General features: G+C 58.4%; 18 protein-coding genes and 2 pseudogenes. 8 read left to right on the forward strand and 12 right to left on the reverse strand.

Annotation, left to right across the window (positions count from 1 at the left end):
* Window positions 1–95: 95 nt before the first annotated feature.
* The 6 genes and pseudogenes from apaG (at window position 96) to BA177_RS12690 (ending at window position 3847) form a co-directional block, all read left to right on the forward strand.
* A complete protein-coding gene (gene apaG / locus BA177_RS12670) occupies window positions 96–482 on the forward strand; it encodes a Co2+/Mg2+ efflux protein ApaG (RefSeq protein WP_068616760.1) in 387 nt (128 codons plus the stop codon).
* Between the two features lie 23 nt (window positions 483–505).
* Window positions 506–1318: a symmetrical bis(5'-nucleosyl)-tetraphosphatase gene (locus tag BA177_RS12675; RefSeq protein ID WP_068616763.1), complete on the forward strand. Its 813-nt coding sequence runs from the start codon at window positions 506–508 to the stop codon at window positions 1316–1318.
* An 86-nt stretch (window positions 1319–1404) separates the two neighbouring features.
* Window positions 1405–1824, forward strand: coding sequence for a RidA family protein (locus tag BA177_RS12680; RefSeq protein WP_068616765.1), 420 nt, complete (start codon window positions 1405–1407; stop codon window positions 1822–1824).
* 15 nt (window positions 1825–1839) lie between these two features.
* A pseudogene (locus BA177_RS18385) lies at window positions 1840–1977 on the forward strand (3-hydroxyanthranilate 3,4-dioxygenase); the annotation flags it as partial.
* A gap of 83 nt (window positions 1978–2060) precedes the next feature.
* Entirely contained in the window at window positions 2061–2477 is a 417-nt protein-coding gene (locus BA177_RS12685) for a kynureninase/PvdN C-terminal domain-containing protein (protein WP_068616767.1), read from the forward strand.
* Window positions 2474–3847 (forward strand): FAD-dependent oxidoreductase, encoded by a 1374-nt coding sequence (locus tag BA177_RS12690; RefSeq protein WP_068616769.1) that lies wholly within the window; start codon window positions 2474–2476, stop codon window positions 3845–3847. The genes BA177_RS12685 and BA177_RS12690 overlap by 4 nt, the downstream gene beginning before the upstream one ends.
* Here BA177_RS12690 and BA177_RS12695 read toward each other — a convergent pair.
* From BA177_RS12695 to BA177_RS12720, 6 genes and pseudogenes are all read right to left on the reverse strand, one after another.
* Window positions 3837–4328 (reverse strand): dihydrofolate reductase, encoded by a 492-nt coding sequence (locus BA177_RS12695; RefSeq protein WP_068616771.1) that lies wholly within the window; start codon window positions 4326–4328, stop codon window positions 3837–3839. The two genes, BA177_RS12690 and BA177_RS12695, sit on opposite strands and share 11 nt — an antisense overlap.
* Window positions 4329–4580: 252 nt before the next feature.
* Window positions 4581–5180 (reverse strand): DUF4136 domain-containing protein, encoded by a 600-nt coding sequence (locus tag BA177_RS12700; RefSeq protein WP_068616773.1) that lies wholly within the window; start codon window positions 5178–5180, stop codon window positions 4581–4583.
* Between the two features lie 40 nt (window positions 5181–5220).
* Window positions 5221–5646: pseudogene (locus tag BA177_RS19185) on the reverse strand (hypothetical protein).
* Window positions 5646–6047 carry a DUF302 domain-containing protein gene (locus BA177_RS12710; RefSeq protein WP_068619323.1) on the reverse strand — a complete coding sequence of 134 codons (402 nt, stop codon included), beginning with the start codon at window positions 6045–6047 and terminating at the stop codon, window positions 5646–5648. Before BA177_RS12710 ends, BA177_RS19185 begins: the two are co-directional and overlap by 1 nt.
* Window positions 6048–6050: 3 nt before the next feature.
* Window positions 6051–6827 carry a cytochrome b/b6 domain-containing protein gene (locus BA177_RS12715; protein WP_068619325.1) on the reverse strand — a complete coding sequence of 259 codons (777 nt, stop codon included), beginning with the start codon at window positions 6825–6827 and terminating at the stop codon, window positions 6051–6053.
* A gap of 141 nt (window positions 6828–6968) precedes the next feature.
* On the reverse strand, window positions 6969–7589 hold the full coding sequence (locus BA177_RS12720) for a beta-lactamase hydrolase domain-containing protein (RefSeq protein ID WP_068616775.1): 621 nt from the start codon (window positions 7587–7589) through the stop codon (window positions 6969–6971).
* Window positions 7590–7799: 210 nt separating this feature from the next.
* Here BA177_RS12720 and BA177_RS12725 point away from each other — a divergent pair, with 210 nt between their 5' ends.
* Window positions 7800–8108, forward strand: a complete 309-nt coding sequence (locus BA177_RS12725; RefSeq protein ID WP_197493022.1) for an ArsR/SmtB family transcription factor — start codon at window positions 7800–7802, stop codon at window positions 8106–8108.
* 79 nt (window positions 8109–8187) lie between these two features.
* Here BA177_RS12725 and trxC read toward each other — a convergent pair whose 3' ends face one another.
* The 3 genes from trxC to lgt all read right to left on the reverse strand — a co-directional run bounded on the left by trxC (window position 8188) and on the right by lgt (window position 10339).
* On the reverse strand, window positions 8188–8625 hold the full coding sequence (gene trxC, locus BA177_RS12730; protein ID WP_068616779.1) for a thioredoxin TrxC: 438 nt from the start codon (window positions 8623–8625) through the stop codon (window positions 8188–8190).
* 127 nt (window positions 8626–8752) lie between these two features.
* The gene (locus BA177_RS12735; RefSeq protein ID WP_068616781.1) at window positions 8753–9547 is read right to left on the reverse strand and encodes a thymidylate synthase; all 795 of its coding nucleotides are present in this window, start codon (window positions 9545–9547) and stop codon (window positions 8753–8755) included.
* Window positions 9548–9556: 9 nt separating this feature from the next.
* Window positions 9557–10339 carry a prolipoprotein diacylglyceryl transferase gene (lgt, locus tag BA177_RS12740; RefSeq protein WP_068616784.1) on the reverse strand — a complete coding sequence of 261 codons (783 nt, stop codon included), beginning with the start codon at window positions 10337–10339 and terminating at the stop codon, window positions 9557–9559.
* A 96-nt stretch (window positions 10340–10435) separates the two neighbouring features.
* On the opposite strand from lgt, the gene BA177_RS12745 reads away from it, so the two are divergent.
* Complete coding sequence (locus BA177_RS12745; RefSeq protein ID WP_068616786.1) at window positions 10436–12511, forward strand: thioredoxin domain-containing protein; 2076 nt, start codon at window positions 10436–10438, stop codon at window positions 12509–12511.
* Window positions 12512–12524: 13 nt separating this feature from the next.
* Here BA177_RS12745 and BA177_RS19095 read toward each other — a convergent pair whose 3' ends face one another.
* The 3 genes from BA177_RS19095 to gcvPB form a co-directional block, all read right to left on the reverse strand.
* A complete protein-coding gene (locus BA177_RS19095) occupies window positions 12525–13445 on the reverse strand; it encodes a M23 family metallopeptidase (RefSeq protein ID WP_068616788.1) in 921 nt (306 codons plus the stop codon).
* A 13-nt stretch (window positions 13446–13458) separates the two neighbouring features.
* Window positions 13459–16233 carry a trypsin-like peptidase domain-containing protein gene (locus tag BA177_RS12755; protein WP_068616790.1) on the reverse strand — a complete coding sequence of 925 codons (2775 nt, stop codon included), beginning with the start codon at window positions 16231–16233 and terminating at the stop codon, window positions 13459–13461.
* Window positions 16234–16378: 145 nt separating this feature from the next.
* Window positions 16379–17833, reverse strand: coding sequence for an aminomethyl-transferring glycine dehydrogenase subunit GcvPB (gcvPB, locus tag BA177_RS12760; protein WP_068616792.1), 1455 nt, complete (start codon window positions 17831–17833; stop codon window positions 16379–16381).
* Window positions 17834–17840 lie beyond the last annotated feature (7 nt).

The raw sequence follows: 17840 nt of genomic DNA on the forward strand, positions 1-17840 counted from the left end.
TCCGTACCTGGCCGAATCAGCGCCGTACGCATCGCACTCCCGGCCCGCTACTCATGTAGAATAGCGCCACGTTCGGGACAACTTGCATCGCAACCATGATCAGCAACAATGAACTTTGTGATATCAGTGTCGAGGTGGCAACCGACTACGTCGATGAGCAATCCGAGCCCGATATCGGCCGCTATGTTTTCGCCTACACCATTACCATCGCCAATAAAGGCGGTGTCGCCGCACGACTGCTCAGTCGCCACTGGGTAATCACCGATGCGAACGGCAAGGTGCAGGAAGTCAACGGCGACGGCGTTGTTGGCGAACAGCCGCACCTCAATCCAGGCGAATCATTCCGCTACTCGAGCGGCGCCGTACTCGAAACACCGGTTGGTGCGATGCAGGGCCGCTACCGCATGAAAGCAGACAACGGCACAGACTTTTACGCCCCGATTCCACCATTTACGCTGGCCGTGCCCGGCGTACTGCACTAGCACCAGCCTGCAGAGGAGTTGCGTTGGCGGTTTACGCAATCGGTGACCTGCAGGGGTGTTTCGATCCGTTCCGCAGGCTGCTGGACAAACTGGACTTTGACCCGGTCACTGACCGCATCTGGCTGACCGGCGATCTGGTCAACCGCGGTCCTAAATCCTTGAAGACCTTGCGATTCGTGAAGTCGCTGGGCGATGCCGTTACGCTGGTCCTCGGCAATCACGATCTGCACCTCTTGGCGATGGCGAACGACATCGCCGTAACCAACAATCGCTTCGACTCCATGTGGAAAATTCTCGCGGCCGACGACTGCGATGAACTGCTCGACTGGCTGCGCTTCAAGCCACTGGCGCACTACAGTCCGGAACTGAATACCTTGATGGTTCACGCCGGCGTGCCGCCGCAATGGACCATCAAGAAGACCTTGAAGCGCGCCGCCGAAGTAGAAAGCGCATTGCAACAGGACGACTACGTTCGCTTCCTCAAGAAAATGTACGGTGACCTGCCCGACAAGTGGTCAGGTGATCTGCAAGGTGCGGACCGGCTGCGTTTCATCGTCAACAGCCTGACCCGGATGCGCATGATATCGCCAGGTGGCCGTCTTAACTTCACGCACAAAGGTCTGCCCACTGCCGCCGGCAAGGGGCTGGTTCCCTGGTTTCAGGCACCAAAAGCACGCTGGACGGATTCCCGTATTGTATTCGGCCATTGGTCGGCGCTTGGATTAATGGTGAAAAAGAAACTGATCTCTGTCGATACCGGTTGCGTCTGGGGCCGGCAACTGACGGCAGTGCGGCTGGACCAGTCAGCCGAAGTCACCAAGGTTCGCTGCCGCTAGCCTGGTCACCGGTGTTGCGGGCAAGCCGTGCAGAGTACACTGCGCATTGAATGTCACGTCGCAATCGTTGCCATACAGGAGACAGCATGTCGGACAGTATCAAATCGTCACGCGCCCCCGTGCCACTCGGCGCCTATCCGCATGCGCGGCGTTGCGGTTCCCTGTTGTTCCTTTCCGGTATCGGCCCACGGCCGCCGAGCGGCGGAACAGCGGCCGGTGTCAAACTCGACGCCAACGGTGAAGTCCTTGAGTACGATATTGAAGCTCAAGTCCATGCAGTTTGCGCCAACGTGCGCAGCGTACTCGAAGATGCCGGTGCGAACTGGTCGGACCTGGTCGACATCACCGTGTTCCTGACGGATATACGCCGCGATTTCGCCGCTTACAACAAAGTCTACGCAAGCTACTTTGATGGTGACGGCCCAACACGCACTACCATCGAAGTGAGTCGCTTGCCCGGCCCTATCGCCATTGAAATGAAATGCATAGCGGCCTTACGCGACTGATACCGGAGGATGTCGATGCGTTCATTGCTCGCCTTTAACTTTCAGCACTGGATCGACGAACATCGTCACCTCTTGAAACCACCGGACTGTAATCAACAGGTCTTCGAAGAAAATGACCTCATCGTCATGGTGGTTGGCGGCCCGAACGCGCGCTGATGCTGTGGCCGGGCGTACAGCATTACAGGTGCCGGGCATACGTGCTATCGGCGAATTGGCGCGAGGAATCCCGCTTTCGCATGGAGCCGCAGTTTGCGCCGGCGAATACCGCCGAGCTTTGGCAGCTCAGCAACCCGCCGATCCTGTCGCTCGCGCCGGTCAGCGCATCGCTGTCCATTTTTCAGGAAGCGGGTATGGCCAACCATGGTGACAAATCCGTGCGTCTGACCGCCTGCCTGGAGTACCTGCTGGAAGCGAAGTTCGGCAACCGAACAGTGTCCATGACTCCCGCCGATGCCCGCGGCTGCCCGATGTCATTGCAGGCGCGCAACCCGGAACTCGATGCGCGCGCGGGGTACGAACGACTGCAAACGATGAACGTCATCACCGACTGGCGTGAACCGGATGTGATGCGCGTAGCACCCGCCCCCTTGTACAGCAGCTATGCCGGTGTGCATGAACCTGCAGAACGGTTGAGCCAGGCGGTCAGGGGATGAGCAACGGCACCGTCAACATACTCGGTGCCGGGCTGTGCGGCAGCCTGCTGGCCATCATGCTCGCACGCCGTGGCCAGGAGGTCGTACTCTGGGAGCGACAGGCAGATCCCCGGCTAAGCAAGACCATCGCTGGCCGTTCCATCAACCTGGCGCTGGCTGCGCGCGGTATTCGCGCCTTGCAGCACGCTGAAGTGTTCGCGCCTGTCAAAGAGCTGCTGGTACCGATGCGTGGCCGCATGATCCATCACCCCGACGGCGCTACCGAACTGCAGCCCTACGGCTCGCGCGAACACGAACAGATTTACTCGGTATCGCGTGCTGAATTGAATCGCATACTGCTGAACTGCGCCGAACAAGAACACGGTGTCACGGTTAATTTTGGCTACAGTGCCAAGGCGTTCAAACCAGCCAACCACGAATTATGGCTGGAACGCAGCAGCGATGGCGCGACGCACAGGTTGAGCAGCGGTCCGTTGATCGCCGCGGACGGCGCCGGCTCCGTCGTGCGCCGTGCCTACAACGGGGACAGCACCATCGTGCCTGGTGAAGAATTGCTCCCGCACGGCTACAAGGAACTGACCCTGCCCGCTGCCGCTGACGGAGGCTTTCGTCTCGATCCCGGCGCACTGCACATTTGGCCGCGCGGTGGGTTCATGCTGATTGCTCTGCCCAATCCCGGCGGCGATTTCACGCTCACACTCTTCATGGCAAAGAGCGGCGATATCTCTTTCGAATCACTGCAATCGGTCAGCGACATTACGGCCTTTTTCGAAGAGCACTTCGCCGACATACTTCCACAGCTGCCAAAGTTGCAGGCCGAATTCGCCAACAACCCGGTCGGCATACTCGGTACCGTACGCTGTCAGCGCTGGAACGATGGCGAACTGCTGCTGATCGGCGATGCCGCACACGCAATCGTCCCGTTTCACGGTCAGGGCATGAATCTTGCTTTCGAAGATTGCGCACTGCTCGACCTGCACGTGCAGAACAGCAATGGAGACTGGTCCGCTGCGTTCGCGGCGTTCGCCGCGGAACAGCAACCCAATGCCGAGGCGATTGCCGACATGGCGCTCGACAACTACGTTGAAATGCGTGACCGGGTGCGTGACCCCAAGTTTGTACTCCACAAACAACTGGCATTCGAGTTTGAACGACGCATGCCCGGCCGCTTCATTCCACGGTATTCGATGGTCATGTTTCACCCGGAGATTCCGTACGCGGTGGCGCAACAGCGCGGCGCAATGCAACAACGGCTGTTGCAAGAGATTGCGGCCGGCGTGAACAGCGTCGACGAAGTGGACTTGTCAGCCGCAGAAGATAAAATTCGCAGCGCACTGCCAACGCTGGACGAGCAACAGGTCAGTCAGTAGATCGCTGCAGAGTATCCACGCTGAAGCCAAGCGGCCGGTTCGGGCCGGCCGGGAAATCTTCACTTTCGAGCAGCTCCCAGTCGGTCTCGTTCAAAGCAGGGAAGAATGCATCACCCTGCGGCTGTGAGCGAACGCGGGTCAGGTAGATGCGATCAGTCATCGGCAGCATTTGTTCGTATATGCGGCCACCGCCAATAATCATGACCTCGTCTTCGCCGGCCGCCGCGTCCAGTGCCGCCTGTGGCGATGGGACAACTTCACAGCCCGCCGCCGCGTAACCCGGCTGGCGACTGATTACGATATTGCGCCGGCCCGGCAGTGCCTTGCCAATCGACTCGTGAGTCAAACGGCCCATCACGATCGGCTTGCCCATGGTGATGGAACGAAACCGCTTGAGGTCCTCTGGCAGATGCCAGGGCAACTCGCCTTGTTGGCCGATGACGTTGTTCTCGGCGGCCGCCACGATGATCGAGATCATCATTATTGCGCCGCGCGATCATTCAGTAGCGCAGCGATACCGATTGACTTAGCGCAGCGGCCAACATCGAACAGCTCCGGGAGATCTGTATAACGGGGATAAAACACGCCGGACACCTTTGCGGTCGAAGTCATTGCCAAAATCGACGTGCATTATCTACTGAACCTGTCCTGCTGTGCCAGCATTCATCGGGAAACAGGGATGAACTTTGGCGCACTCCCGGCGCTATGCACAAGCTCCTCACAAAGACCGCCCCTACTTGCGGCCAGTACCTGGCGGAAAGTCTGCAAACAGGGCCGCAACTGCCTTGCCAATGGACGGTGCCGGGTCTTCCCGATCCGACGTTGAAATGGTTTTGCTCGCCCAGCCATGCCAGACCGGTTGTTTGGTCTTGCCATCAAAAATATCGACCCCCAGTGTGCCTTCGGTATACATACGGTGTTCGACTTCCCGCTCGAAATAGTAACGTCCGTATAGCCGATTGCCCCAGACACCCCGATAAACGCTGGGGTACGAGTCAACTTCTATCCGATCGCGAGTACCGACGGTAAACGACAGCACAAAGTCCGTTGTTTGCGAATTGGGTGAGAGCACGAAGCCCTTGCGCGTCAATTCACTCTCAATTGCGCTGATAATCTTCTTTTGCGCCAGCGGGCTGATAGTCGGTCGCTCGCCCGCACCGACAATCAACGGTTTATCGGATATCCAGCTGAAGGTCCGGTATTCATCAAAGGACACCGATTCGTCGTGGTGCGATCCTGACTTGATAGTTGCGCAGCCGCTCAAAGCGAGCCCGACAATCACGAGCGCGGAAAGCAGCGCGGTCCGCGCAGTGTTTCCATTTGCCATGTTCATTACCAGTATCCTCAACAGTAGAAAGGTTGTTTCTTTGTGCTCAGCTACCGGCCCGCGGCGCAATTTTTTGCGCCAGCAGGTGCCGCCAGCCTGTTGCTGCAATAAGAATCCATATCGCGCTGCGCAAGGCCATCGCAATCACCGTTCGAAGCTCATAAGCACCGCCACTCAACATGTGCCAGGCGAAGGCGGCATAGACGATCAATGTGGAGACGGCAATTGCGGCTGCCGCCCACGCAGCCCACGCTCGGCGACGCCAAATTCCAACTGCGGCAGCAATGTAAGCAAAGCCCGCCAGAAAATTGAACCAGAGTACAAACGGTACTTAGTCACCAGCCGCTTGGCGCGCCGGTCCGTCAATGAACAGGACAGCCCCACCTTCTCGAATTGTCAGCAGACCGAACAAGACACCAATCAGCGCCGCAATCCGAAGCCACAACTTGGACGTCAGTTCGGTCGACGTCATTACCGCGCCGCTGCCTGAAGGGACTGCACGACCTGGTTAAGCTTCTGCCGGACGGCCGCCGCAACAGGCTCGAGCGCCGGATTTTTGACGGCTTGCATCGAGCTCACCGGATCGACCGCAGCAACTTCCGTTTTCCCATCGCCGTCGTCGCGGACGATGACGTTACACGGCAACATTGTGCCAATCTTGCTTTCAGCCTGTAGCGCCTGATGCGCCAGGGTCGGATTGCACGCACCCAGTATGAGATAACGAGGAAACTCGACGCCCAGCTTTTCTTTCAGCGTCGCTTGCACGTCAATCGTGGTCAGGACGCCAAACCCTTCCGCCTTTAGCGACGCAATGACGCGATCAACGACATCGTCAAACGGGGCACTCAAAGTCTTTGCGAAATAGTAAGACATCATTCAATCCTCGGTAGTCGGTTTCGTCATCGGAGCATCCACCGGCGCTGACGAAAATGACTTTTCGCCGTTGATCATGGCGGAGATCAGGCCATTTTTTTCGCGAATCTCTGTAATTACAACGCCACCGATGTGTAGAACAATCAACACCATCAGTGTGTAAAAGGAGAATTCGTGGACCGTTATGAATGGCTTGCGAAATGTGCGCATCTCGTCGTACGCCACCGCGTCTACCGCATCTTTCGAACCGGGCTTTAGATTTGCCAGTCTGTCGGGGTCACCGTTTGTCACCCAGTCAGCAATCGCACCACCAAACGGTGGTTTGTAGAGGTCCGTTCCTGCCAGTACCAGCCCCGTAGTCGCCTGGGCAAACAGGAACACCAGCAACAACAGCACCATGATCCGGCCTGGCGGATTGTGACCCAGGTAGCTGGGTGAGGTGCCGGCCGAAAATCCACGTACATACTGCCGCAGTGAGTGCACGTAACCGCGTCGGAAAGGCAACATTGCGCGCCATCGCGCGTGAACGCCACCAATGAAGGCCCACACGAAGCGCCAGCCTAGGTTTATAGCAAAGACATAGCCCACGTAGACGTGCAGTGTTTTTAGTAGCACTTTGCCATCTGCGCTTACACCGAATGATTTTTCGTTCAGGATAGCAAGCCCAAGCACCGTCAATGCCAGTACGCACAATACGTTGATCCAGTGAAACCAACGGACAGTGCGATCCCATACGCGGTAAACCGTTCGAGTGCCGTGTTCTTCCGTCTTACTTTGCATTATTAAGGCTTCCATCGTCCGTCAGGTACATCGTCTGCCGTTAGTGCCGACTGCTGCATGACTTTGCTGAAAAATTTGCCGTCGGGACTATCCGGCAGGAACCGCGGGCTGCAATCAGCTTGTCGAACAAATTCGATGGGTTCACAAATTGTCATGGACGCTCCTGCCCAGATAATTCCGGACCCTGTTTTCCATCTGCAGTTGGTCAAGTCCCGCTTGTCGCGCCAGAGCGATGGACTGTTCAGCTCCCATACCGTGGTCGTTCGCAAGGTGCACAGCGAACCAGGCGCTTGCCCGGTTGCCGCTTGAACAATGCAACAAGATCTTTTGATTGGCGTGCTGTCGGACGAGCCTGCTGATGGTCTCCATAGTCTCCTGATTGAGACCAGTGCCTTCGGTGGAAACCGGCAGATTGAAATAAGCCATCCCCAGGCGTTGCACCTCGGCCGGCTCATCCCACTCAAACTCGGACGGTTCACGCAAGTTGATCACAACGCCAACACCATGCTCACGGGCAACCTGCAACGCCGCGCGGTCTGGTTGTGCCGAGAAAAACAGGTGCTTTACGCTGACAACATTGTCGATGCCGCCCCACGTCTGCGCTCTGCCAATATCCGCGGCAGTGATAGTCGTTGCGGCTTGCTGGCTTGGTATTGCAGCGTGAGGAACATCGCCTGAAGCCGCCGTCGGGCTGTACTGGCAAGCCGCTAATGCGAACACTGCAAACAACATGCTCAGCATCGACGGGCGGATGCCTTTCATCGTGTGTACCATTTGTGAAGCTCCCTATTCGCACGCGGACAGGCCGTGGGGCGACGACGTTCCCTGTCACCGGTTCAAAGAGTTCGCTGGCGCATGTAAAAGCCAGCGGACAGACACAGGTAGTTTTGCCGCTCTATTGCATATTCATACTATCTAAATTACTTTCTACGCATATACGTAGTTGCCACAGTGTACGGAATGCCAAACGAGATGAAGAAAAAGCGACTGGACGGTGCGGCACTGCGCCAGCACGCAGACGAAGCATCAAGACTGCTGAAGACTATCGGCAACCCCATTCGCTTGATGATTCTCTGCACCCTTGTTGAAGGGGAGTACGCTGTCGGTGAACTCAATGAACGCATTGCGCAGTCACAGTCCACCCTTTCGCAACATCTGGCCATCTTGCGACGCGAGGGCATTGTGCAAACACGCCGGGAAGCGCAGACGATCTACTATTCGCTAAACAGTACAGAGGTCCGCTCTTTGATGGAGTGGCTGTACAAGACCTATTGCCGCTAATAACGTGCATCCGGATCCGGGACTTCCGGAGAGTCTCAGGTCACCATGCACCGGGGCTGGACCGGGCTAACCCGGATCATCAATCGAGATGGCTCTCAACCCACCGTACGATGTCAGGTGCCCGCATGGCACCGGCCTGGCGAGCGACCTCTTTGCCGGATTGAAAGCAGATCAGCGTAGGTATGCTGCGGATCTGAAATTGCGCGCCGATGCCCGGCTCCTTTTCAGTATCGACTTTGGCCAGGCGTACTCTCGGTTCCAGCAATTCCGCAGCGCTTGCAAATGCCGGCGCCATCGTCTGGCACGGCCCGCACCATGGTGCCCAGAAATCCACGACCAGCGGAATGTCGTTGCGGTTCAGGTGACTCTTGAAAGCAGCCTGCGTGAGCGACAAGGGCGTTCCGGTAAAGAGCGGCTTGTGGCACCTTCCGCAAGTCGGCCCGTCACTCAATCGATGCTGGGGAACGCGGTTGGCGGTATCGCAATGTGGGCACACGACATTGAGCAGATCACTCATTGAAGTAGTTCCTCGCTGGACCAAATGACGCCAAAAGCGCCACGCTGTAGGCCCGGATAATAACGCCACGTAAAGGTGAAGCGGTATTCTGTAGTTGTGTAGGCACTATCCACGCCGGGTCCCGGACTCAGACAGCAACGGACGCTTTTATGTGTGGGTGTGACTGATAGTTAAGAATTTCGAAATCGTCGAAACGGTAGTCGAAAATACTCGGCGGTCGCCGTTTGATCGCCAGGCGTGGCAATGGCAGCGGCTCGCGACTAAGTTGTTCATCAGCCTGCTCAAGGTGATTCGAATACAGATGGCAATCGCCACCCGTCCAGACGAAATCACCGACGCCGAGATCCGCCTGTTGCGCCACCATGTGCGTCAATAAGGCATAAGACGCAATGTTGAACGGCACCCCAAGAAAAATATCGGCACTGCGTTGGTACAGCTGACAAGACAACTTGCCATCCGCAACGTAAAACTGGAACAAGCAATGACACGGCGGCAACGCCATATTTTCGATTTCCGCGACGTTCCAGGCATTGACCAGAATCCGGCGTGAATCCGGGGTCTCGCGAAGCATTCGGATGATTTCGCTGATCTGGTCGACCTTGCGACCGTCCGGCGTCGGCCAGCTACGCCACTGCACTCCGTACACCGGCCCCAGCTCACCGTTCTCATCGGCCCACTCGTTCCAGATCGAGACGCCGTTGTCCTGCAGATAGCGGATGTTCGAATCCCCGCTCAAGAACCACAAGAGTTCGTGGATAATAGAGCGCAGATGCAGCTTCTTGGTCGTCACCAGCGGAAAGCCGGCCCCAAGGTCAAACCGCATCTGCAAGCCAAAGCGACTCAGCGTGCCGGTGCCCGTGCGGTCACCTTTCACCGTTCCGTTGGTGCGCACTTCGCGCATCATTGCCAAATACTGTTGCATGTCAGTCGTTTACGTTGTCCGGTTTCGGTCCCGCGCCGCCAGCCCCATCAGTACCGCGCCAAGAACTATCATCGGCAAGCTGAGAATCTGTCCCATCGTAACCCAGCCCAGCGCGAGGTACTCAAGGTGCGCATCCGGCACGCGGTAAAACTCGATGAAGAAGCGGAAAACGCCGTAACCGATCAGGAACAAGCCGGAAACGGAACGGTACGGCCGCTGCCTGGCCGAAAACAGCCAGACGATGACGAACAGCACGAAGCCTTCCAAAATCGCTTCGTAGAGCTGTGACGGATGCAGAGACTGACCGTTGACGTTGAAACTCCACGGCACGTCGGTCGGCTTGCCCCACAACTCGCCATTGATAAAGTTGCCGAGACGACCAAAGCCGAGACCCAATGGCGCCAGCGGAGCTGCGAAATCGGTCATTTCCCAGAAACGGTGTCCCAGCTTCCGGCCGTACAGCCACATGGCCGTCATGACGCCAACCAGGCCACCGTGGAACGACATGCCACCTTCGGTGATCTTGAACACATACAGCGGATCGCTCAGCAGATTGTCCCAGCCGTATACCAGGCAATAACCGAGCCGGCCGCCCAGTATGACGCCGAGCATGGCGTAGAAAATCAGGTCATCGACCTGCTCCACACGAATCGGCGCCCACGGTTTCGCAGCACGCCGCCGCGCCAGCCACCAGGCGAAGATGAAGCCAAGTACGTACATGAGCCCGTACCAGCGCACTTTGACGAAGCCGATCGAGAATATGACCGGATCAATTTCGGGAAAATTCAGCATGGATCGCAGCTTGCCTAAACGCCCGTCGCGAGTCCAGCGGACCTGAAGGTTTCCGGTATAGTGACGCCTTCCCCGTTAGCCAGACAAAGCCGCCGTATGAACAGTACAAAACCCCGCAATCGACTGATTAAGGAAACCAGTCCCTATCTTCTGCAGCACGCCGACAATCCCGTTGACTGGTTTCCCTGGGGAGAAGAGGCATTGGCCGCCGCTCGCGAGCGCGATTGCCCGATTCTGCTGTCCGTCGGCTACTCGGCGTGCCACTGGTGCCATGTAATGGCGCACGAGTCGTTTGAGGACGACGCCACCGCGCAACTCATGAACGCCCTCTACGTCAACGTCAAGGTCGACCGCGAAGAACGGCCGGATCTGGACCGCATCTACCAGACAGCTCACCACCTGCTGACCCAGCGCGCAGGCGGCTGGCCGTTGACGATGTTCATCAATCCACACGATCAACGGCCCTTCTTCGGCGGCACCTACTTTCCCAAGGAAGCGCGCTACGGTATGCCCGCATTCGCGGACCTGCTCAAACACGTATCGACCTACTTTGCTGAACAACACGATGATCTGGCGAAGCAGAGTGCGCAGCTGGACGACATACTCCTGCAACTCGAGCCCAGCGGCGTATCCAGCAGCGACGCCTTGAATGCCACACCGCTTGCCAGTGCCCGGGAAAAATTTGAAACCCAGTTCGATCGCGACTATGGCGGGCTCGGCGGCGCGCCAAAATTTCCGCACCCGGCAATACTGGAACGTTTGCTGCGTGATTGGCGCGCCAGCGCGCACGCGGCGGAGCCGGATGTCGATGCCCTGTTCCTGGTGTCACTGACTCTGAAGCGCATGGCTGACGGCGGCCTTCGCGACCACCTTGGCGGCGGTTTTTGCCGCTATTCCGTGGATCGTTATTGGCAGATTCCGCACTTCGAGAAAATGCTCTACGACAACGGTCCCTTGTTGGCCATTTACGCACAGACCGCACTGGCTACAGGTGAAACGGAGTTTCGCGACATTGCCAATGAAACCGCCGACTGGCTGCTGCGGCGCATGCGCTCACCGAACGGCGGCTTCTACGCCAGCCTCGATGCGGATTCAGAAGGCGAAGAAGGCAAGTACTACGTCTGGACCCCGGACGAAGTACGGTCACTGTTGGCGGAGGATCAATACACCGCTTTCTCGCGTTATTACGGACTCGACAAAGAAGCGAATTTTGAAGGTTGCTGGCATTTGACCGTGCAGGAAGACCGCGTTGCGCTGGCCGGCGAGCTGAACTGCACAGCCATAGAGTTGGGGGAATCGTTGCAGGCAGCGCGCGGTACGCTGCTGGCACAGCGCCAGAAACGCGTGGCTCCGGCGCGGGATGAAAAGCAACTGACCGCCTGGAACGCACTCGCCATTCGCGGCCTCGCCATTGCCGGCCGTGCATTGCAAAGACCCGACCTCACCACGGCCGCACAGGCAGCCAGCGACTTCGTGCACCAGCAATTGATGGTCGATGGCCGTCTGCTCGCCAGCTTCAAGGACGACCGGGCGCGCTTCCCCGCTTACCTTGATGATCATGCATTCATGCTCGATGCGCTGCTGGAATCACTGCAAAGCGACTGGCGCAGTCGTGATCTGCACTTTGCCGTGCAGCTCGCGGAACTGTTGCTGGAACACTTTTACGATCCTGACAAAGGCGGCTTCTGGTTCACCGCCAACGATCACGAGCAACTGATGCACCGACCCAAACCCATCGCCGACGAGGCGCTGCCGGCCGGTGCGGGCATTGCGGCATTCGCCTTACAGCGCCTCGGCTTTTTGCTGGGTGAGCCGCGCTATCTGGATGCTGCAGAGAAAACCCTGATGTACGCCTGGCCGGCGCTGGAGCAGCATGCTCAAGGCCACGTCAGCTTGCTGAGCGCACTGGAAGACTACCTGACGCACCCGGAGATCGTGGTTATTCGCGGCCCGGCGGATACGATCACGGAATGGCGCGATTCGGCCGCCAGAGTGTTCGCGCCACGCCGACAGGTATACGCGATTGCAGACGACGCAAGCGACTTGCCGGGAGCGCTGGCGGAACGCAAGGCGGTGCCCGGCAAAACGCTGGCTTACTGCTGCGTAGGTACACAATGTTCGTTGCCGGTGGACAACTGGGAAGCACTGGTCGCCGCCTTACGCGGAAGTTGAGCCTTGCGCCAGGTCAGTAGGCGGTCAGCATCATGCCTGCAGTGGGCGCGACGCTGTTGCCGCCCGCGAGCGCAAACTCTACCGGTACTGAAACCATTTTCAGGCCTGCATTGCGAATAACCGCAAAGTGCAGATGCGGCCCGGTCGAGAAACCGGTATTGCCGGCATCGGCAATGTACTGACCCCGGGTGACACGTTCACCCGGTCGCACCCTGATCGAGTTCCAGTTGAGGTGCGCGTAGATCGCGAAGGTACCGTCGTCGTGCACGATACGTACAACGTTGGCGGCGGCACCGTCCGCGCTCTCCAGCGAATCGCTGCTCCGGTAATTGTTGGAAGTGACATCAATGACCGTCCCGCCACGCGCAGCGTGTACGTTGCTGCCTATCGGCATCGCGATATCAACGGCGTACGCACTGTCGGCTGTCGTGTGAGTACGTGCATCCGGATATGCCTGCGATACGCGATGGCTGACGGCCGCAGGAAACGGTGCACGGTACGGCTGATCAGGACTGTGCTGTGCTGCCGGATCACCGGGCAACCACACGTAGCGGTAGCGGCCATCGCCCGCATCTCCGGCTTCACCGGATTCGAGGACAGTACGGCTCTGCGGCGACAGTATCCATTCTTTGGCTTTTTCCGTTGCGTCAACCCGGGACAGCATCAGTTGCACAGGCACAAGCAGTGAATTGTCCGCGATCAGTTGCCAGCGACCGTTCAGAAGCTGCCGCTGCAATGAGACTCCCTGGCCGCGGTCGCTGCCCGGCAGCTCGCGCACTTCCACTTCGTCCTCTGTCAGCGGTTCGCGGTCAGTAAATACCCATTCGCCATCCGGTCCGCGGTACTTGTAGAGCGTTTGCGCTGGCACGACAACGGACAGCAACAACAGCGAGATGCCTGTGACGACGACCCCTCGCTGCAACCGGCTGAACATCCTTTGGCCGCAGTTAGCCGATGTCGGCGCGCTGCCAGCCAGTCGGCGTGCGGCGAACTTCGTAGGTAGGCCAGTACTGATTGTCGAGCTTGAGCGTGATGACTTCGACAGCGCCGTTCCAGGTCACCGTTTTCAGACGCACCGAGGATTGGTCCTGCTTGCCGGCAACAGCATCAACAAAAGACTGCAGATCAGGGGTCTCGGTATCGTCTATCGCGACGATACGGCGGCCTGCCCAGAGTCCGTAACGGGTGGCAGGCGAACCGTAACTGAAGAACGCGACATACACGCCCAACGGTTCAATGCCGCGCTGTGCGGCCATCGCGCGATGCGGGTCCTGCAGCAATGCCCCCGCCCAGGAGACCGCTCGTTGTATGCCATTGCCATCGAGAGCAACCGTTTCGATGGTCAACTCCAAAGCACTGCCGTCGCGCCACACAGTTACGTCAACCTCGGGTTTCTGGGTTGCCATCTCCAGTTCACGGAACGAGGTCACTGTCTGGCCGTCTATCGCGAGGATCATATCGCCGTTGTGCAGCAATGCCGATGCTGGCGAGCCTGCGACTATGCGTTGCACACTCAAGGCGTGGCGGCCCTGCGGATCGTGCTTCTCGAGCCTGTCCAGCCAGTCCTCGTCCAGCCCCATTTTGCGTGCGGCAAACAACGGCGAATAGGACACTTCCGTTTCCAGCGAGTAAATAGGCCGCGCATTGCGCACGACGTCCAGCAACTCGATGATCAACGAGCTCTCTACGCCACGATTAAACTGACCCGACTCGGCACCACTTTGATAAGAGAAACTCGAATACAGTGCGGTGACCGCGCCGCGCTTGTTCACGATGACGCCGTCAAAATCGCCGGGCGCCGTGACCAGAGAGACACCTTCAATATTGCTGTCTCTGAATCGCATCGTCCGGGACAGCGGCAATATCAGCGGGTCAACCGACGCCACGGTGCTTTCCTGGTGTGCCAACTGGTGATTGCTCTTGAGCCCGACCACCCACACTTTTTCGCCCGACTTCAGTTTGCTGGTATCGAACTTTGCCGCACGCACAGGGGTGTCGCCGATCAGCTTGGGGTCATAGGAAACCACAGCCAGGTTGTGCAAGGGATGTATGAATTCAACTTTGCCGCGAACCTCGAGTGAACCGGCAAACGTTATGCCGACGTCGCCCATCGCGACAGGTACGGTATTGCGGTCAACGACAACCAGGCCGCGTTCGACGTCCACGATCACGCCGGTACCGTAGTAATGCCTGTCAGCGACACCGGACACCGTGTACGGCAAGTCAAAATTCACTACCACCAGCGACGGCGCTACTGCATCCACGCGCGCATCACCTTGCGGGGTAAAACGCGTACTGCCCGCTACCGGCGCTGACTCGGCAGGGCCCGGGCTCAATTCGCGGCAGGGCCACAAACCGGTCTTGTCGTTGCGCGCACAGCGTCGGGCCGGAAACCAGGTACGGTCCATTTCTATCGAGCGCACCGTGCTGTTGCGGGGATCGTCGATCGTCTTGAAACGAACCGTGGTGCGATCACGGTCACCCAGTCCGTCCAGAATCGCTTCAAGTTCGTCGATGCTGGTCACTTCCTTGCCACCGACTTCCGTAATAATCGCGCCGCGCGGAATGGCGGCACGGGCCAGCACGTAGCCGGGGTTTGCAACGTATACACCGTCGATACTGCGGTTGTAGTGGCGTGCCTGCTGGTAAGACAGGTCATTGACAACCGCATCGCCAAACTCGAGGAATTCATCCGGAGTAATGCTGTGCAAGTCAGTTACCGGCAAGGACTCGACAACCTTACGTCCACCGCGTTCAAGTTCGATGGAAACTTCGCTGCCGACTTTGTCATCAAGCACGGCGGCGAGCGGGACAAACTCGGTGATGAGTTGTCCGTCGACCCGCAACAGGATGTCGCCAGGCTCCAGGTGGCCATCAGCCGGTGCACCGGGAATCACCTGTTGCACAGTCAACATACCGGTCTGGTCTGGGTCCTGTGCACGAACCAGCGCTTCCGTCTCTGCCTGCAGGCCGAGCCGCCCCAGTTCATCGTAGGTCTGGCGAACGAACGTGGCTTGCAAGGTGCCACGAGTGACCGGCTTGCCCTGTTGCAACAGGTGCATCGCCCGTTCAATGCGATCAAGCGGCAGGAAAAAACTGCTGGCCGCCGAATTGTTGGCACCTGCATTGAGCGCGACGACCTCACCCTCAATATTGATCACGGGCGAACCGGATGACCCCCCGGAAGTACCGGAAGCCGCCTGAAAATAAAAGGTATTGAAATCGTTGTATTTGCCACGGCCGTATTCAGGTGCGCGACGGTCCAGCCTGGCAATTGTGCCGGCGAGAATCGACAACTGCTCGCCGGCGTCATTGCCGACAACGCGGATTTCACGGCCAATGCCTGCGGCACCGGGTACCAACGGCAACTCGACAGGCTCAATGTATTTCAGATCGGCCGGGTTGTAACTGAAAAAGCCGAAGTCGTGCACAGGGTCGCGGTAAATAGGCGTTAGGCGCACCTCTTCATTGTTGAGAAACACCGCCTCGGCAACAACGGGGCCTGGCGTTACCACGTGACGATTGGTCAGGATCAGGCCGTTCTTGGCATCAACCACAAAGCCGGTGGCCTGCGACGATGAATTCCATTCAGTGTCGAAAGCCCGGGTGCTGTCCACCCGGATTGACACTACGCCAGAGGAAATGCGCTCCAGTGTACTGACCCATGCCGCTTCTTCGGCCTGAGCCGCCCCTGACAGCACCAGCAGTGCTGCAATTACCATAACGCTTCGCTTCAGCATAAATTCCCATTGTCGTAGTGAGTTCCGGCAGACCTTAGTCTGGACTGCCGGACGGGGCCGCGGTTCCCCGAACATGGCACGCAATCGGTGATTATGCCGCAAAGCCGCGGCTATGTTTTCTGCGTGTTCAGTCCTGCTGCCAGGCAAGATCCAGCTGGCGTGCCGCCTTGACGTCATCCAGCCGGCGCACAGGCATCGTGAACGGAGCGTTCTTATGTTTACCCGGTTCGAGCCGGGCCTCCTCGACGATCGAGATCATCGCATCCACGAACCGGTCCAGCGCTTCCTGACTTTCGGTCTCGGTCGGCTCGATCAACAGGCATTCCGGCACCAACAAGGGAAAGTAAGTCGTGGGTGCATGAAAGCCGTGATCCAGCAATGCCTTGGCCATGTCCATGGCCGTCAATTGCAGGCTCTTGGCTTCGCCCTTCAGCGTGATAATGAACTCATGACTGGCCCGGCGCTTCGGGAACGCCAGGCGAAAACCGGCGTCGCGCAGCCGCGCCTGAAGGTAATTGGCGTTCAAGGTCGCGAACTCGGCGATGCGCCGCATGCCGTCACGTCCGACCATGCGCATGTACACATAGGCGCGCAGCAGCACACCGGCATTGCCCATAAAACCGGACAGGCGGCCAATACTTTGCGGCAGATCCGCTTCACGCAGCCAACGGTAACTATCGCCATCGCGGCCCACCACGGGTAGCGGCATGAACGGCAACAGGCGTTTGCCAACACCAACCGCACCCGAACCCGGGCCACCGCCGCCGTGCGGTGTGGAGAAGGTCTTGTGCAGGTTCATGTGGATGACGTCGAAGCCCATATCGCCGGGTCGCACCTTGCCCAGAATCGCATTCAGGTTCGCCCCGTCGTAGTACAACAAACCGCCTGCATCGTGAACGATCTTCGCCACTTGCATGATGCGCCGTTCGAACACGCCGACGGTGGACGGATTGGTCAGCATGATGCCAGCGGTTTTCGGGCCAACAGCGGCTGTCAGTGCGGCTATGTCGATATCGCCATCCGCGTCGGTTGGCAATTCGCGTACCGTGCAACCGCACATTGTCGCCGTGGCCGGGTTGGTGCCGTGCGCCGCATCAGGCACGATGATTTCGGTTCGCCCGGTATCGCCACGCGCCATGTGATACGCACGAATCATCGCAACACCCGCGAGTTCACCTTGCGCGCCGGCCATCGGCGTCAGCGATACGCCTTGCATGCCGGTTACGGCTTTGAGCATTTCCTGCAGTTCGTACATGCTCTCCAGGAAACCCTGACCGTGACTGTCCGGTCCCAGCGGGTGACGCCCTGCGAATCCCGGCAACAATGCCAAGGTGTTGCAGGCACGCGGATTGTATTTCATCGTGCACGAGCCCAGCGGATAGAAGTGCGTGTCGATGGAAAAGTTCAGCTGCGACAGGCGGGTAAAATGCCGCACAACCTGCAGCTCCGAAACCTCGGGCAGGCACGGCTGGTCAGTACGCAGAAAGTTCTGTGGAATCGAACTTGCCGCTGCATTGCTCGGTGCCTGCGCATAAGCGCGTCGGCCGCTACGGGATTTCTCGAAAATCAGTGCTTCGGTCATTTATTTG

This window comes from Woeseia oceani (genome assembly GCF_001677435.1).
GTDB classification, from domain to species: domain Bacteria; phylum Pseudomonadota; class Gammaproteobacteria; order Steroidobacterales; family Woeseiaceae; genus Woeseia; species Woeseia oceani.

Coding starts and splice junctions, on each gene's coding strand:
- BA177_RS12720 (WP_068616775.1), bottom strand. CDS start 7,589: ATGAAAGGCATCCGCCCGTCGATGCTGAGCATGTTGTTTGCAGTGTTC.
- lgt (WP_068616784.1), bottom strand. CDS start 10,339: ATGCTGAATTTTCCCGAAATTGATCCGGTCATATTCTCGATCGGCTTC.
- BA177_RS12735 (WP_068616781.1), bottom strand. CDS start 9,547: ATGCAACAGTATTTGGCAATGATGCGCGAAGTGCGCACCAACGGAACG.
- BA177_RS12710 (WP_068619323.1), bottom strand. CDS start 6,047: ATGTCTTACTATTTCGCAAAGACTTTGAGTGCCCCGTTTGACGATGTC.
- BA177_RS12695 (WP_068616771.1), bottom strand. CDS start 4,328: ATGATGATCTCGATCATCGTGGCGGCCGCCGAGAACAACGTCATCGGC.
- trxC (WP_068616779.1), bottom strand. CDS start 8,625: ATGAGTGATCTGCTCAATGTCGTGTGCCCACATTGCGATACCGCCAAC.
- BA177_RS12755 (WP_068616790.1), bottom strand. CDS start 16,233: ATGGTAATTGCAGCACTGCTGGTGCTGTCAGGGGCGGCTCAGGCCGAA.
- apaG (WP_068616760.1), top strand. CDS start 96: ATGATCAGCAACAATGAACTTTGTGATATCAGTGTCGAGGTGGCAACC.
- gcvPB (WP_068616792.1), bottom strand. CDS start 17,833: ATGACCGAAGCACTGATTTTCGAGAAATCCCGTAGCGGCCGACGCGCT.
- BA177_RS12690 (WP_068616769.1), top strand. CDS start 2,474: ATGAGCAACGGCACCGTCAACATACTCGGTGCCGGGCTGTGCGGCAGC.
- BA177_RS12700 (WP_068616773.1), bottom strand. CDS start 5,180: ATGAACATGGCAAATGGAAACACTGCGCGGACCGCGCTGCTTTCCGCG.
- BA177_RS12680 (WP_068616765.1), top strand. CDS start 1,405: ATGTCGGACAGTATCAAATCGTCACGCGCCCCCGTGCCACTCGGCGCC.
- BA177_RS12725 (WP_197493022.1), top strand. CDS start 7,800: ATGAAGAAAAAGCGACTGGACGGTGCGGCACTGCGCCAGCACGCAGAC.
- BA177_RS12685 (WP_068616767.1), top strand. CDS start 2,061: ATGGAGCCGCAGTTTGCGCCGGCGAATACCGCCGAGCTTTGGCAGCTC.
- BA177_RS12745 (WP_068616786.1), top strand. CDS start 10,436: ATGAACAGTACAAAACCCCGCAATCGACTGATTAAGGAAACCAGTCCC.
- BA177_RS12715 (WP_068619325.1), bottom strand. CDS start 6,827: ATGCAAAGTAAGACGGAAGAACACGGCACTCGAACGGTTTACCGCGTA.
- BA177_RS19095 (WP_068616788.1), bottom strand. CDS start 13,445: ATGTTCAGCCGGTTGCAGCGAGGGGTCGTCGTCACAGGCATCTCGCTG.